9 protein-coding genes are annotated in these 16,258 nt (G+C 68.3%); 7 read left to right on the top strand and 2 right to left on the bottom strand.

Annotated elements, in window-relative coordinates; all coding sequences use genetic code 11:
- The first annotated feature begins 198 nt into the window (after positions 1-198).
- The 3 genes from ACLJQM_RS30630 (at position 199) to ACLJQM_RS30620 (ending at position 3,457) form a co-directional block, all read left to right on the top strand.
- On the top strand, positions 199-1,428 hold the full coding sequence (locus ACLJQM_RS30630; RefSeq protein WP_410633775.1) for a helix-turn-helix domain-containing protein: 1,230 nt from the start codon (positions 199-201) through the stop codon (positions 1,426-1,428).
- 98 nt (positions 1,429-1,526) lie between these two features.
- On the top strand, positions 1,527-2,885 hold the full coding sequence (locus ACLJQM_RS30625) for a DUF4041 domain-containing protein (RefSeq protein ID WP_410633773.1): 1,359 nt from the start codon (positions 1,527-1,529) through the stop codon (positions 2,883-2,885).
- Positions 2,882-3,457 (top strand): DUF2510 domain-containing protein, encoded by a 576-nt coding sequence (locus ACLJQM_RS30620; RefSeq protein ID WP_410633772.1) that lies wholly within the window; start codon positions 2,882-2,884, stop codon positions 3,455-3,457. Before ACLJQM_RS30625 ends, ACLJQM_RS30620 begins: the two co-directional genes overlap by 4 nt.
- A gap of 431 nt (positions 3,458-3,888) precedes the next feature.
- On the opposite strand, the gene ACLJQM_RS30615 is transcribed toward ACLJQM_RS30620, so the two are convergent.
- Positions 3,889-4,131, bottom strand: coding sequence for a hypothetical protein (locus ACLJQM_RS30615; RefSeq protein WP_410633770.1), 243 nt, complete (start codon positions 4,129-4,131; stop codon positions 3,889-3,891).
- Positions 4,132-4,627: 496 nt separating this feature from the next.
- Here ACLJQM_RS30615 and ACLJQM_RS30610 point away from each other — a divergent pair, with 496 nt between their 5' ends.
- The 3 genes from ACLJQM_RS30610 to ACLJQM_RS30600 all read left to right on the top strand — a co-directional run bounded on the left by ACLJQM_RS30610 (position 4,628) and on the right by ACLJQM_RS30600 (position 11,246).
- Positions 4,628-6,331, top strand: coding sequence for an ATP-dependent nuclease (locus ACLJQM_RS30610; protein ID WP_410633769.1), 1,704 nt, complete (start codon positions 4,628-4,630; stop codon positions 6,329-6,331).
- Complete coding sequence (locus ACLJQM_RS30605) at positions 6,328-8,064, top strand: UvrD-helicase domain-containing protein (RefSeq protein WP_410633768.1); 1,737 nt, start codon at positions 6,328-6,330, stop codon at positions 8,062-8,064. Before ACLJQM_RS30610 ends, ACLJQM_RS30605 begins: the two co-directional genes overlap by 4 nt.
- A 1,088-nt stretch (positions 8,065-9,152) precedes the next feature.
- A complete protein-coding gene (locus ACLJQM_RS30600; RefSeq protein ID WP_410633766.1) occupies positions 9,153-11,246 on the top strand; it encodes an NB-ARC domain-containing protein in 2,094 nt (697 codons plus the stop codon).
- 215 nt (positions 11,247-11,461) lie between these two features.
- Here the strand turns inward: ACLJQM_RS30600 and ACLJQM_RS30595 are convergent, their stop codons facing one another.
- Entirely contained in the window at positions 11,462-12,688 is a 1,227-nt protein-coding gene (locus ACLJQM_RS30595) for a hypothetical protein (protein WP_410633764.1), read from the bottom strand.
- 219 nt (positions 12,689-12,907) lie between these two features.
- On the opposite strand from ACLJQM_RS30595, the gene ACLJQM_RS30590 reads away from it, so the two are divergent.
- Positions 12,908-15,958: an AfsR/SARP family transcriptional regulator gene (locus tag ACLJQM_RS30590; RefSeq protein WP_410633762.1), complete on the top strand. Its 3,051-nt coding sequence runs from the start codon at positions 12,908-12,910 to the stop codon at positions 15,956-15,958.
- Positions 15,959-16,258 lie beyond the last annotated feature (300 nt).

Here is a 16,258-nt window from a genome sequence, read left to right as displayed (position 1 = left end):
GCGATCGCGGCAGCACACGCCCTCCTCGGCACTCCGAGGAAGCGACGGGAGTCGTTCCTCCGCACCAGAGTCTCTTCGTCGCGAGCCGGCGTTACGGAAGGCCCCTAGGCGGACATGGCGCTTTCGACTCGATCGGGCCGGCCGTCGCTACACCGGTTCACGTGCGTGGCTCGCTGGCCGACCTGCGAAAATAGTGCGATGACTTCTCCGGCGCCACATTTCTACCTGGGACCGGTCGTGCCTCGGTGGCAACCAGCCACACTTGACGACGTTCGCAAGGCCTTGTCGGACGGCACAGTGCGTGAGCGGCATTGGATCGACGTCAAGCGGCAAGTCAGCACCTCCGAGAGCGACAAGAAGGAGTTTGCGCGCGATGTCGCGTCGTTCGCCAACGACGGAGGTCTGCTGGTGATCGGCGTCGCCGAGGACAAGGCGAACGGCACTTTCTCGGTGGCGCCGGTACCGCTCAGCGGGCTTCCGGAGCAGGTTGACCAGATCCTCAGGTCCAGATGCGATCCGCCATTGTTTGTCCAATGTCATCCGATCGAGGACTCTGGCGCTGAAGGAAGCGGAGTGCTCCTCGTCGAGGTCCCGCCCAGCCCGCTGGCACCGCACATGGTCGACGGCCGGTACCACGGGCGCGGGGACACGACCAAGTACCGCCTCAGCGACGCCGAGGTCGTGCGGCTGTTCGGCCTGCGGTCGGCACGCCAAGTGGTCGCCCGGCAGCTGATCGACGTCGAGATAGCCAGGGACCCGGTGCCGGTGAACCGGGAGGTCGAGTCAAGGCTGTACGCGGTGGCGCGGCCACTGGCAGCCCCACCGGAGCTGCTGACTGAGCACTTGATGGGCCGGGAGATCCACGATCTGGTACTGGCCCGTGCAGGTGGGAGCAGGCACTGGCAGAGGTTGGATGAGGTCGAACCGCGGGCCGCCGGACGTGGGTGGCATACGTACGGACTGAATTCGAGGAGCTTGTGGCTGGAATTCGACAAGGTCAAAACGATGTGCGACCTCGAGATCGCGGACAACGGGGCACTCACGCTGTTCGCGTCGCAGCTGTCCTCCTGGCGGAACGCCGGAAAAGACACCACGCAGAAGTTCCTGGATGACGACGACGCGGTCGCCGTCGTCAGGGGACTGGTCGAGCTGACCGGCGCGCTCGGCACGGCCTACGGGTATCCAGGGCAGTGGCAGCTCGCGGTAGGCATGACGAATCTCCTGAAGGGGGTTTCGAGGCGGGCCGACCTCGAGTGGTCGAACACTCCGGAAGACATGCTGAGGTACAGCGCCGACGACTACCTCAACGCGACGACGGCAAGTACCGCCGAGTGCCGCGAACATCCCGGAGCCGTCACCCACCGGCTGATGTACCGCTTGGTCCGCGCGCTCGGGACCGCCGACCAGTCCGCCGAGATCTTCGCCTGAACCCCGAGTCGGTAACAGGACCGATCGGCGCAACGATCTCAGGTCACGTCGTCGGCGAGAGGTCGACGCGAGGAGTGGATGCGGCGGGAAGGCTCAGAGTGGCTCTGTTCGGTGGCCGGGAGAACACGGACCTCGTCGCGCTGCAGCAGCAGCTGAGCGCCGCGCACGCGACGATCGCCGAGCTGCGAGGCTGGGTCCACCAGCTGCGCGGTACCGACGCCGCGGGCCTGGAAGCGGATCTTCGGCGGCTAAGGACGACGGTCGACAGGTCGAAGCAGGAGGCCGGCGCTCTGGGTGCGTCACGCGATCAGCTGCAGGCCGAGGCCGCGGCGTGGCAGTCGAGGCTGGTCGAGACCCGGGAGCTGGCGCTCCTGCAGGAAGTCGGCGTCTACGAGTACGCCCACCCGCTGGACGACGCCGTCGCCTACAAGGACGAGCTGAAGAGACTGCGTGAGCAGATCAAGCTCGAGGCGCGGGGGAGTGCGGTCACCTGCCAGGTCGACTGGGCTGTGAACGGCTCGGTCAAGGAGGGGCAGAAGCTGGGGCGCGACATGGCGAAGCTGATGCTGCGCGCCTACAACGCCGAGGCCGACAACGCGGTCCGGGCGGTCAAGCCGCACACCCGCGAATCTGTGAAGAAGCGTCTGACGACGACGCGGGACACGATCGGCCGACTCGGTGTCCTGATGCGGATCGTCGTTTCCGGCAGCTACCACCGGTTGCGGCTCCGCGAGATCGATCTGACCGCGGACTACTTGGTCAAGGTCGAAGAAGAGCGGGAGCAAGCGCGCGCTGAGCGCGAACGCCTCCGCGAAGAAGCCAAGGTCATGAAGGAGATCGAGCGCGAACGAGTGCGGCTGGCCAAGGAGCGGGCCCACTACACCACGGCGATCGCCAAGCTCGAGGCCAACGGCGACGTCGAGGGCGTCTCCCAGGCCCGGGAGCGGCTAACCGCCATCGACGAGGCGATCGCCGGGGTGGAACTGCGGGCAGCCAACATCCGGGTCGGCCACGTGTACGTGATCTCCAACGTCGGCGCGTTCGGCCCCGGGGTGGTCAAGATCGGCATGACGCGGCGCGAACAGCCACTGGATCGGGTCCGCGAGCTCGGTGACGCGTCGGTGCCGTTCCGCTTCGACGTGCACGCCCTGGTCTTCTCCCACGACGCGGTGTCGTTGGAGACCGCTCTCCACCAGCGGCTCAGCGCCAAGCGGGTCAACTTGGTCAACCACCGGCGCGAGTTCTTCCACGCCACGCCGGCGGAGGTGAAGGAGCACCTGCTGGCGATCGACGGTGCCCACGTCCTCGACTACACCGACGCACCGGAGGCCGTCGAATGGCGAGCGTCCGAGTCCGATCGTCGCGTTGGAGCGGTTTCGCCGGAGGTGCTCGTGCTTGCCGGGGCGGGGCTGAACACCGACGGGGATCTGTCGGACGACGGGACGGGTAACGCGTGACCAACGTTCCGATCGCGCCGGTTCGCCCAGCCGGGTGGCTGCCGGATCCGCTGGACGACACGCTGATCCGTCACTGGGACGGGCGTCGCTGGACCTTCCACACTGTCGAACGCCCCGTCGCGACCCCAGCTCCGCCGCCGGCAGAGCCCGCGCAGCAGTGGGCACCGGCTCTCCGGCCGGACATCGCGGAGGCAGTCGGCCGTGTCAGCGGCCTGCTGGTCGGATCCATGAAGGAGGTCAACCTCCTCGGGGACCACCTCCGTCCGGAGGAGCGCGTGCTGGCACTAACCGGCGCACAGGGCGAAGGCTTCGGCGTCCTGGCGTGCACCACCAGGAGGCTGCTGTTCCTCTTCGTCGGCATCGTGCGCAAGCAGGTGCTGGAGGTGGAGTGGAACCAGGCCAAGGCGGCGATCTACGACCGGTCCACAAAGTACCTCGCCGTCTACACGACCCGGCCGACGAAACGTGCGATCCGGGCGATGGCTGTTCGCGTGGCCAACGCTGCCGATGCACACGCCATCGTCGACGCGGCCGAAGCCGCGTCCGCCGCGCCCAGGCTCGACATCGTCTGAGTCGGCAAGCATCCCGGTCAACCAGCTGCGCGGTGCTGACGCAGCCGGACTGGAGGCGAGCTTCGGCGCCTTCGGACGACCGTCGACAATTTGAAACAGGGCGCGCTGGGCGCGCCGCTCGATCAGCTGAGGTCCGAGGCCCGAACATGGCAGTCGAGGCTGGTCGGGACCCGTGCATTGATGCCCGCCGACGCCGTCCAGGTCGTGTCCCTCGATCAGTGCGCGCCGGTGCTGCTGGCGGCTGCGCCCGGGGGCGTGGTGAAGTTCGTCGGCCCCGCGATCCGCGGCTCGTCGTGCACGACTTGGGTGTGGGGTTCGTCGACGGTGAAGCCGAGGTCGCCGACGAGACCACGGCCGACGTGCTCAAGTCATTGCCGGCCATGCTCGACGTCCAAGCCGTCGGGGTGTCCTCGGCAAGGGACGTGCACAGGTCACGAGCCCGACCGACGACGAAGCCGGGGAATCCACTTGGTCCACACCTCACGCAGCACTGCGGCAAGGTCGCGGAGTCCTTTGGTGTCGCCGGTCTCGCGGACGACGAACCGCACGGTATGCAGAACCTGCGCCAACGCGACCTGACCTGTGACACACGAGACCACCAGGGCGAACCAGAACATCAACGATCCCCACATCCCATCGGCACTGGCCCCGACAACCAGCGCGGTGATGATCAATGCGGTTATGGATGTGTGGTCCGAACTTGGCAAAGGCGAGGTTTCCGGGAGCGTGTCGGGCTACCCCCGGTGGTAGCAACTCAGGTGAGGCCTGAGCCTGAAACCTCTGATCGCTGGTGAATGACAAAAGGACCCGCGGTGGTGAGTCGCGGGGTGTGGTCTCTGTCAAGCGACTGCGGCAAGCATAGCAACCTCTCGGCTGCGGTGATGAACGTTGCTCCCTGCTGCTCGCAATCCCGCCGATGTTCAGACGCGTGCCGATGTGTCACTCACAGCTGCTCGCAGGCCCGGGTAGCGGTCCACGTGATCGCCCCGCCGCGCTGCGGGCGCTGGCGGAACGGGATGGCTCAGGCGGAGTGTCGGCGCTTGACTTCCGCGACGACGCCACAAAGGACATCCACAAACCGTCAACACCTCATCGACGCGAACGCGATATCCCTGGCGGGCACTTGACCATGGGCAGCGAAGGTCCTGCAGAACCACCGGGTGGAGCACGATGCACATCGAAAGACTGAGCGTGAAGAATTTTCGGAACCTTGAGGACGTCGAAATCTTCTTGCGCCCCGGAACCGTCGTCGTGGGTGCCAACCGGGCCGGCAAAAGCAACCTCGTGCACGCCCTCCGCCTGGTCCTCGACGGCAGTCTCTCCCATGCGGACCGGCAGCTGGGCCGCGAGGACTTCTGGGCGGCGCCAGGGACCGATCGCGACCCGATGGCCCTCGGCGAAGTCGTCGAAGCCTCGATCGACATCGTCGACTTCGAGCATGAACCGCAGCTTCTGGCCGCTCTCGGGGACGCGTTGCTCGGCGAAGTACCGCTCCGGGCTCGGCTGACCTACCGCTTCGCGCCGATCGACGACGGCGTCGCGACGGCCGTCCCGCGCTACCGCGGTGCGGTCTACGGTGGCGACCAGCGGGAGCGGCCGTTGCCTTCCGACGTGCGGTCGACGATCTACCTGCTCTTCCTGCACGCGCTCCGCGACGTCGAAGCGGATATCCGCAACTGGCGGCGGTCTCCGCTGCGAGCCCTGCTCCAGGCCGCGGCCTCGGCAGCTGAGGAGGAGGATCTCGACGACGTGCGGAAGTCCATGCGAGATGCCAACGCGCGCCTGAACGAACTTGAGGTGATCCGCGACCTGAGTCGGAACATCGGCGGCCGCCTTACCGACATGGTGGGCGACGCGCAAGCGATCGAAACCGAGCTCGCCGCGGCGCCGGAGGACCCGCTGAAGCTGATTCGGAACATGCGCCTGTTCGTCGATGGAGACGCGCACCGCACGCTCACCAGCGCCAGCCTCGGCACGCTGAACGTGCTGTACCTGGCGCTCCAGGAACTGGGCTTGGACTCGCGCACGTACGGCGAGTCCGACATCGCCCACGTGGTCACCGCGATCGAAGAACCGGAAGCGCACCTGCACCCGCACCTGCAGCGGCTGATCTTCCGCCGCCTGCTCGCCACTCGCGCCCGGCCGAGCACGGTGCTCGTCACGACGCAGTCGCCCTACATCGCCAGCGTCGCCGACCCACGCAGCCTGGTGGTCCTGCGTGACGTCGACGGGCGCACGGTGGCGGCCAGCGCCCACCGCGCCGACCTGGACGAGGCCGGGTGGGACGACATCGCGCGCTACCTCGACGCCACCAAGGCGGAACTCGTTTTCGCACGGCGGGTCCTGCTCGTCGAGGGTTTCGCCGAACAGGTGCTGATGCCGGTGCTCGCCCGGGCCATCGGCATCGACCTGGACAAGGAGGGCATCACGGTCTGCGCGATCCACGGCACGCACTTCACGCCCTTCGTGCGGTTCTGCGACGCCTTGGAACTGCCCTGGGCGATCGTGACCGACGGGGACGTCGACAAGGCTGCTCCCTATCGGGGAATCTCCCGCGTTGGGAGGATCGTCGCGGCCACCCGCCCCGAGCACCGGGCCGGATTCTTCATCGGGGATCACACCTTCGAACACGACCTGATCGCCATGGTCCCGGAGAATGTCGAGCCGTCGCTTTCGGCGCTCGCGTCCTTATGCGCTGAGCCGTCCGCCGCGGTCGTCGCGTCGTGGAACGGCCTCGATCCCGGTCCGGAGAGCTTCCTGGGAATGATCGACAGCGCGGGCGGGAAGGGCCGGTACGCGCAGAGACTCGCCCTCTACGGTGTCCAGCCGCCTCCGTACATCGAGCGGGCGCTACGGCACCTGGTCGCCCGATGAGTTCTCTGACGTCGTCCATAGCGGACTTGCAGCGCAACCGGCGGCAGTGGGAGGCGTTCACCTCCGAAGGGCACTGCGTCGTCCTCGCCCCTCCTGGCAGCGGCAAGACCAAGTTGCTGACCACGAGGATGGCGTTCGACCTGGCGAACCGGATTCCGCGGCCACAGGGCGCGGCGTGCATCACGCTGACGAACGCCGCCGCCGACGAACTCCGCCGGCGTGCCGACAGCCTTGGCGTCGAAAGGCGGTCGAACGTCTTCATCGGCACCGTCCACAGCTTCGTCATCCGCCGCATCATCGAACCGTTCGCGCGCGCCGTCGGGCGTCCGGAGCTCACGAAGCTGACGATCGCGAGTGAACGTGAAGCCAAGGCCTTGCTCGGCAGCCTCGTCGACGAGACGTTCGGGTGGCGTGACGCCCGCCTGGTCGCGTCCACGATCGAGGTCGCGCGGCAGCGCTTGGCAGGCGAAGTCGAGTGGGCTCGGTACGGCGCTCCGGTCCGCGAGACGGCACTTCGCTACGAGCAGGAGCTCGCCCGGCGCGGGCTGCATGACTTCCCGGGCATCGTGGCCACCGCGGTGGAACTCGTCGAACGGCACAAGACCATCCGACAGGTGCTGATGGCCCAGCACCCGCACCTCTACGTCGACGAGTACCAGGACCTCGCGCCCGGCCTCGACCGGGTCGTCAAGGCGCTCTGCTTCGACCACGTCCACGGTTCCGAGCTCTTCGCGGTGGGTGATCCGGACCAAGCCCTCTTCGCTTTCACGGGCACGCGACCCGAGCTCCTGCAGGAGCTCGCGGTGCGCTCTGACGTTCGGGCGGTGGAGCTGGAGCACAACTACCGGTGCGGCGCGGAGATCCTCGCGGTGGCCAACCGGATGCGCCGGGGCCGCCCGCCGATCACCGGCGACCGCCCCGGCGGGCACGTGTCGGCGACGTGTTGTCCGGCCGGGCTCTCCAGTCAGTTCTCGCAGGTGGTCGCTGCGGCGAGCGCTGCCGCTGGGAGGGGAGTGCCGCTGCACGAGGTCGCGGTGCTGTGCCCGACCCGGGCACAGTGTTCGGAGGTCACCGCGGTGCTGCGCGCGGCCGGCGTTCCCGCGTTCTTCCGCGACACCGACTACCGGCTGACGACGGTCACCGGGTTCGTTGAGGCCGCGGCGTCATGGGTCACGCTGGGGCAAGAGCGAAGCGACTACCGGCTGGGTGACCTGCTGGTGCGCTGGCGTGCGCTGTTGGGACGGACGTGGGCGAAAGCGGACGCGACCGCGCTCGTCGAGGTCCTCCTCAAGTGTCGGAGCCGGGAAGCGCTGCCGGTGCCCGCGTTCGTCGAAGATCTTCGCGCACGTGGCTTGAACCGGGCGCTCGAGCAGTTGGCGTGGGTCGCGGAGGCGCCGGAACTGGCCCGGATGTCCGCGTCCTCGGCCGGCTTGACGGTGCGAGCACTCGCCGAACGGGTCCGCAAGCACGACCGGGTGTCGGTGACCACGATGACCTCGAGCAAGGGGCTGGAGTTCGACGTGGTCCTGCTCACCGGCGCCGACGAGCGCAGCATCCCGAGCTACCAGTCGAACACGGCGGAGAAGATCGCCGAGGACCGGCGGAAGTTCTACGTCTCCATCACGCGGGCCCGGGAGGAGGTCCGCGTCTACTACTCCGGTTTTGTGGTGGGTAGCCGCGAACGCGTCTTCGCCGGACCGAGCCGGTTCCTGCGTGAAGTGGAGCTCGCTTGAGGCGGGCCACCCTTTGCGCCGGCGGGCCTCCGCAGACGGTCGGCCAGGTCTGCCGCTCATGCGGGGGCGTGCTCGAAGTCTTTTCTCGAAGTGTCGACCGACGTCCCTGGGTACGAAGCCCGGGCGAAGGACAGCTTGACAGCCTGTTTTTGCAGCAACGGCGGCGCCAAGCGGGTCTGCGTATCCGGAGTCAGAGCTCCGTTCGTCGGCCGCCGCGAGGTGCCCAGTCAGGGCCCCGGCGTTCCTGCTCGGGTGGGACAAGCTGCCCGGCAGCCCACTACTTGCGCGGGATGCGTCGGCCGCAGTTGTGCGCCCCGGTGATCCGGTCAAAGCCGGCGTCGGTCGGGGTGCCCCCTTGCGAGCGATCGACCTCGTAGAACTCCCACATCTACTGCTCGGCGGTTTTATCCACAAGGTCTTCCCGATCTGTGGACAACTCGTCCGGCGCTGACTCATGAAGCACTTCGTCGGTTTGCGCGGACGACGCCCGACGCCGCTTGAGAGCTCGGTTCAGCAGCTCGAACGCGAGCGAGAGAGCCAGAGGTGGGCGGCTGCGACCATGATGCCGAAAATGCTCAGCTCGGGAGCCGAGGCGACTTTGGCGCAGAGTGAGAGCGCGCGCGGCGCCTGCGCCGCGCTGGTGAACGCCGCCGCAGCACCGCAGTCCCGTGGTACGAAGGGCCAGCTTGGTGTGCTGCCGCTTTTCTCCTAAATCCCGTCGTGGCGGTGTCGCTGTGTAGGTCGGAAGGGTAGACAGGGGAGTTCGAGGATTGCGGGAGTTCTCGGATGACTGGTAGTCGCGCCTTGTGCTGTGGTCAGTCTGCGAACGAAAGTGATCGCTGCGGAACGTGGTGAACGCGGGCATTGCTGCTGTTGGCCGAGCGCGAATTCCGCTTCGCGGCGTAGGGGGGTGGATCATGCCTGTTGACGGACTTGACGGTGCGCACGATGTGCGTCGGGGCGGCCGGATCTCGTCGATGGCGGAGCTTGGCGCTCAACGTGGGAGCGCCGGTTCCGCCGTGTCGGTGCCTCGGCAGCTTCCGCCGACGCCAGCGCACTTCACCAGTCGCGCGGGCGAGTTGGACGCGTTGGATCGTATCGTCGATGCGGGGGACGAAGAGTCCGGTACGGCAGCGTCGGTCGCGGTGGTGGTCGGCCCCGGTGGTGTGGGAAAGACGGCGTTGGCCATCACGTGGTCGGTGCGCAATGCGCGACGGTTCCCCGATGGGCAGCTTTATGCGGACATGCGGGGGTTCTCGCCCGAGTCAGCCGCGGCGCCGCAGGAGGTGCTGGCGGCTTTTCTGCGGGCTCTGGGCGTGGCCCCCGAGCGCGTGCCGGTCGAGCTGGCGGAACAGGTGACTCTTTTCCGGACGGCGACGGCGGGGCGGCGGCTGCTGGTCGTGGTGGACAACGCGGTTTCGGCGGCGCAGGTACGACCGCTGGTTCCGGCTTCCTCGGGCTGCACGGTGGTGGTGACGAGCCGGCTGCGTCTGGATGGACTGTTTTCCGAAGGGGCGCGGTTTGTGGAGTTGGCGCCGTTACCGCACGCGCATGCGGTGGAGCTACTGATGCGGGCGGTGGGGCAGCCGCGGGTGGCCGATCAGCGGCAGGACGTGGTCGAGCTGGCGAGGTTGTGCGGGCGGCTGCCGATCGCGCTGCGAGTTGCGGGTGCGCGGCTGGCGTCGCGACCGCGCTGGTCGGTGGCGCGGGTAGTGGCCGAGCTGAGTGATGAACGATCCCGGTTGAAGCGCCTCTCCGCCGACGGTGACACGTTGGTGGCCTCGACCTTCGATTGGTCTTATCAGGCTTTGCCGGAGCACGTGGCGCGGCTGTACCGGTTGATGAGCACGTACACAGGGCCGGACTTCGGGGCAGGTGTGGTCGCTGCTGTCGGCCAGCTGACTCTCGATCAGGCGGTCGAGGTTCTGCAGGTGCTGGTGGATGCGAGCTTGCTCGAGGAACTCGACCTCGACCGATATCGCTTCCACGATCTGGTTCGGTTGCACGGACGGGCGCAACCGGATCAGGAGCGATATGAGGTCCTGCCGCGAGTCGGGCAGTGGTACCTGCAGGAGATGACGCGCGCGAACATGGTGGTGATCCCGTTGCGGTGGCGGGTCAGCCCGGTCGCGGAGCACCTGCAGGGCGAGCCGACGCGATTCGCCTCCGGTGCCGCGGCCCTGGAATGGCTGGCAGCGGAGCTGCCGAACGTGCTGGTGGTGTTGGAGGACGCGGTCGCGCACCGGCATGACGAGCTGGCCTGGCAACTGTGTGAAGCGCTGTGGGAGCTGATGCTCTACCGCAAGCTCTACCCCGAGTGGCTGCGTTCGCACGAGCTGGGCATCGTGGCGGCGCAGCGCTGCGGAAATCGGGTGGCGGAGTCGCGGCTGCGTCACCAGTTGGGGCGCGCTCACCTGGATCTGGGACGGCTGGAGCCCGCGCAGGAGCAGACGCGCCAGGCTGTGGAGCTGGCACGGGACGCCGGCGATCTGCGCAACGAATCCGCGGCGTTGCAGCAGCTGGGGATGGTGACACAGGCCTGCGGTGAAATCGACATGGCGGTGACGCTGTTCGCCGCGAGCTTGCGGCTGGAGGAGGAACTCGGTATCGATCGAGGGGTCGCCTTGCGACACCGCCGGATCGGGCTGGCGTTGCTGCAGGCCGGTCGTGACGTCCAGGCTGCTCGGCACCTGGAGGCGGCCGCACAGTTGTTCACCGACATCGGGGATGACAAGAGCGAGGCGCAGGTGGCGCTGGGACTTGCCCGGATCGATGCTCGATCCGGGCGTCCCGAGGTGGCGTTGCGCCGTCTTAACCTGGCGCGGAGAGTGCTGGGCGCGTCAGGTTCGGCGGCGTACGAGGCTGACGTGCTGATGGCGCTGGCTGAGGTGGCAGAAGGTGACGGTCAGCGTCGGACGGCCCGCGGCTACGTCGCCGAGGCGGTCGAGCTGCTGCGGGAGGCCGGTGGCGCCGCGTTCGAGCGAGCCCGGGCGGCACTGGGTGCACTCGATGCAGCTGATCGAGGCAAGGGTCCGCAGGGCCCGCCCGGTGACCAGCCACAGGTATGCGCCGACCGCGACCAGCTCGACGTGACCGCTGGAGACCACGGTGAAGTCGCCGGTGTGATCGCTGAGCAGCAGCTGCGTGGCGATGGGCGCAGCGACGACGGTCAGGCCGGGTAGCCGGTCGAACATGGTGGCCACGGTTGACCTGCCGTCGGCTTGGGTTGGCTGTGGCCGGGCGATGAGGACGTCGGTGAGCGCCTGGCTGGCGTGGGGGCTGCGGTCGTGGCTGGTGAGCAGCGTGCCGAGGTGCCGGCCCCGGGTGTAGCACCAGCGGGTGAGGGCCGGGCGCGCAGCGCCGGTCGCGGCGCAGGCGGCGATCAGGGTGTCGATGGTCATGGCGTCACCGGCTTCGGCAAGGGCACGGGGGACGTCGGCACGGCGCGTGCCGGCTCGGGGAGGTCGAGCATGCGGTACATGGTGCGGCGCAGGATGTACCCGGCACGGCCGGGCCGGGAGGTCAGCAGGTCGCGGACGAGTGCAGTAAGGCCGCTCGCGTCGCGAGCGTCGGCGGCGGCGTGCAGCTGAGGCTCGAGCGGCCGGTCGAGCCGCCAGCGGGGTGCGTGCTCGGCCAGCACCGCCGTGGGGCTTCCCGGCAGAAGCGGCCGGTCAGGGGTGTCGGCGAGCAGGACCGACGCGCCGGTGGAGGCGCCGTAACCGGTGACCGAGCCGTAGTCGCCGATGACATGGTCGGCGGCGGCCAGAGCGGCACGCCAGCCTTCTTCGGGTGGGAGGAGGGTGAGGCCGGCGCGGAGGGCATCGGCGAGCCAGGACCGTAGCTGCCAGGGACTGTGGTGGGACCAGATTTGCGGGTGCAGCGCGGCGACGATGCGGTAGCGGTCGCGGGGGAGTTCGCTGACGATGCGGTCGAACATGTCCGGGTGGCGGCCGAAGGCCGATCGCGGGGACCAGGTGGAAGTGGCCAGGACGACCTGCTGGTCGTCGGTGGCGCCGAGGGCCCGCCGGTAGTGGTCGCGGTAGGGAAGGCTGGCGGTGAGGCGGTCGAGGGCGATGTCGCCGGCCACGATCGCGGCGGGCAGCGCGGGCGGGCACACGTCGGCGAGCAGGGTGTGCTCGCGGTCGTGGACCAGGACGATCGCGTCGGCGCGCAGGCGGCCCTCGCGGATCAGCTGGTCGGGTCCGAGGTTGGTGCGCAGCTGGGGCGGCTGATCGAAGGTGGTGCCGGGCGGGCTGCCGTTGCGGTATTGGCCGAAGCCGCCGCCGTGGGGGATGAGCAGTGTCGGTGCGGCGAGCTCGTCGAGCCCGGTGACGCTGCCGGCGAGAACCAGGTCGATGTGGCTGCGGCGGGCTTGGGACCAGGGGAGCACGGTCGCGCCGTTGGCGTGGAGGAAGTCGCGGGTGGCGTACCAGCTGTCGCCGAGGGGGTTGGTGAACACGACCTGAATCCGGTGGTCGGCCTCCAGCAGCGGCAGCAGGTCCAGCAGGCGGGTTCCGGCGACGATGTGCGGCACGAGTACGAGTACGGATTTCGTGCCGCGGCGGGTGGTGAAGTGCTGATCGACGGGATCGATGGGGTTGCGTGTCCAGCAGGCGTCGGGCATCTCGTGGTCCTCCCTCGTGTCCTGTATCTGTCCACAGCTTCAGGCGAGGAGTTGAGAAAATGCTTTCGGCCTGCTTCTTTGTTTCTTGACAATTGATCAACAAGCCTGGTCAGTGTGGGTTCTGATGGCCTGCTAGCTGGTCGTTTGTGGTGAGGAATGTGAGAATGGAGGCGCGGAGAGGGTAAGTGCGCTGGGGTGCGCTACGGGGAGGGAGTCCGCATGGAAAACGGGTTCGGGATTCTCGGGCAGACGGCCTTGCTTTTGCACGGGAATGTGGTCGTGAATGCTGCCAGCCCGCGGCAGTTGCAGGTGCTCGCAGCCCTGCTGACCGCGCCGGGCAAACGCATTCCGGTGTCCGGGATGGTCGAGTGGGTGTGGTCGGAGCAGGAGAATCCTCCACAGGACCCGCTGGCGACGCTGCACCAGTACGGTGTGCGGCTGCGGCAGCTGTTCGCGGAGAAGGGCATCCCGGCGCACCTGGGTGTCAGCAAGGCCGGCTGCATGCTTCAAGTCGATCCGGCGTCGACCGACTACCGGCTCTTCCAGGTGATGATGTCGCGGGCCCGGACCTACGCCGACCGCGGTGATCACGATCGCGCGCACGTGGAGGCGCTGGCGGCGCTGCGGCTGTGCCGGGATGACCCACTGGTCGATCTGCAGACCGCGCGGGCGGATCAGTGGCGGACACGGTGGGCCCACAACGACTGGGTACCGGCGAACGCGTTCGTGGCTGCGCAGCAGCTGTTGCTGGGGCAGGCGGAGCTGGCCGTGGCGCGGCTGGAGGAGGCCGATGGTGCGCATCCGATGGAGCTGAGCCTGGTGGCCTTGCGGGTGCGGGCGCTGCTGGCGGCCGGCCGCGGGTTGGACGCGACCGAGTATTTCCGACGGATGCGCGGAGAATTTCAGCGGTGCGGTGATTTTCGTGCCGCCGATGAGCTGCTAGCGGTGTACAACGAAGCGACCAAACCGGGATCGCGGTCGGTGTTTCCGGCGCCCGCTCGCGCGCGGCTCACGGCGGCACAGGGTACGCGCACGGAAGTCACGGCCGAGGGGCTGGGGGAGTCGGGGCCGCTGCGGCATCTACCGGCGGATGCCGAGACCGTCGTGGGCCGCGAGGGAACTGTTGCCGAGTTGGATGCGTTCACCACGGACTCGGCCGGGCAGTCGCGGTCGGTGGTGGTGATGGTGACCGGCGCGCCCGGAGCCGGCAAGTCGACGGTAGTGGTGCGATGGGCGCATCGGGTGGCGGGGCGGTACCCGCAGGGCGCGGTGCTGCTGGACTTGCGCGGTGATGACCAGACGGTGGGGATGGCAGCCGCCGACGTCGTGGAGACGTTGCTGGAACTGCTGGATGTAGCGGTCGATCAGATCGTGTCTCCAGTGGCGCGGGCGGCACGTTTGACCCGGCTGCTGCGGGGACGGCGGATGCTGGTCGTGCTCGACAACGTGGCCCGCACGGAGCAGGTGGCGTCCCTGCTGCCCGTGCTGGCGGAGTGCACCGTCGTGGTGGTGACCAGACAACGGCTGTCGACGTTGCTGGCCGCGCACACGATCCCGGTGGTCACGGTGGGGCGGCTGTCTGACGAGGCAGCGCACGCACTGCTGCGGCGCCGGGTGGGGCTGCGGGCGTTGCAGGACACCGAGGGCGCGGCGAGGCTGGTGCGGCTGTGTCAAGGCCACGCGCTGGCCTTGACGTTGGTGGCCAACCGCGCGGCAGCCCGGGCAGGGATGCGCCTGGTCACGCTGGCTGAGGCACTGCGGGACGCGGACATGCTGCTGGACCTCGGCGATGATGGCGACTGGCCGGGCCGAAGCCTGCGCTCGGCGTTCACCCTGTCGTTCCAGAGTCTCGGTGCCGCCGAGCAGCGGGTGTTCGCGTTAGTGGGGCTGCACCCGGGGATCGAGATGGCCAGCGATGCGATCGCGGCGGCGGACGGACGCAGCCCGTCGGTCGTGCGGCGCTCACTTGATGTATTGGTGGCCGCGCATCTGATCGAGCACCCCGGCGACATGGACCGGTACCGGATGCTTGATCTGCTGCAGCTCTTCGCGCGATCGTTGGCCGCGCAGCTGCCGGACTTGGTGGCGGCGCGACGCCGGATGCTGGAATTCTATTTACTGGCTGCGTTCCAAGGGCATGAGCTGGTGTTCCCGGGACGTGATCGGCCTGATTTGCCTGCCGTCAGCGACGGTATCCGGCCGGCGGTGTTCGCGACGGCGGCTGCGGCGCGGCAGTGGTTCTTGCGGGAACGCGCGACGTTGACCGCGGCTGTGGCCGTGGCTGCTGAGGTGGGGCTGAACGACGTGGTGTTCGTGCTGCCGTCGTTGACCGCGGATGTGTTCGACCAGTACGGCCACTACCACGACATCATCTCGGGATTCCGGATCGCGGCGTCGAAGGCGGCCGAAGTCGGCAACGGCTATGCAGAGGCCTCAGCGCTCAACGACCTGGGCCAAGTGCTGCTGTTGATGGGGCAGGACGCACAGGCCGAGCACTACCTGAACATCGCGCTGCGGCTGGTGGACGAGCTCGACATCGGGATCGGCCGGGTGACGGTGCTGATGAATCTGGCTCGCCGTCATCTGCACGCTGGCCGCACGGAGCAGGCCGTGGAGATGTCGGGGGCCGCGTTGTGGGCGGCGAGGCTGTTGGGGGAACCGGAACGTTGTGGAGCGGCATTGCATCGGCATGCCGATGCGCTGATCGAGCTGGGTGGGCACCAGCTGGAAGCACTGGACCTGTATCGCGAGGCGCTGGCGGTGCGGGAACGGATCAGTGATGTCCCCGGGCGAATCCTGACCCATATCGCGCTGGCGGACCTTCTGCGGCGGCTGAACCGGTTCGACGACGCCGAGGAACAGTGCCGTGCGGGCGCGGCGCTAGTGGATCGGAGCCAGCATCTGCCCGCGGTGATGAAGCTGAATACGGTGCTCGCTCGGCTGCGGCATGCGCAAGGGGATGACCGGTCGGCGTTGCGGCACGCGCATCGCGCGGTGGAGCTGGCGGATCGGTCGGCGCATGCGACGGGCCGGGGCCGTGCGTTGGACACTCTGGCTCAGATTCTGCTGGGGACCGGGAACGTCGACGATGCGCGGGCTTTGTGGGAACGTGCGGCGCAGCTGTTCCGGGATCGAGAGCGGATGGCACAGGCTGCCCGGATCGAGGCTCTGTTGTCGGAGCTGGATGCCGGGTGGGTGCCGCCGGCTCGGGAGGGACTGCGGGACACAGTGGCGATTCCGTCGCCACGACTGAGCGTGGCTGCCGAGTGATTGCCGGGTCAAAGCCTGGTGCAGGAACAGCTTGACGTGTTTGTACCGGGGGCTGTGCGCGCCGATCGGCAGTTCGGCACGGGCATCGGGGACCGCGACTGCGGCGAGATGCTCGTGCGGGCACTCGTCGAAGCGGCTGTGGTCACGGCCGGAGACGCCGAGGGCAGCGGAGATCTGATTGAGCGCGTCGGCAAACCGGGCCGGGGCCTGTTGTCGTCCACGCCGGTTCCCGCTTTGCAAGTGCATCAGCGGCGGCGCCGGGGCGAGCGGCCGCAAGGACGAACACAGCCTTATCGCGAG

Source organism: Amycolatopsis sp. cmx-4-83 (genome assembly GCF_046548815.1).
Taxonomy (GTDB): Bacteria; Actinomycetota; Actinomycetes; order Mycobacteriales; family Pseudonocardiaceae; genus Amycolatopsis; species Amycolatopsis pretoriensis_A.
Note: the sequence above shows the minus strand (reverse complement) of the source record. Positions and strands in the feature narration are given on the sequence as shown.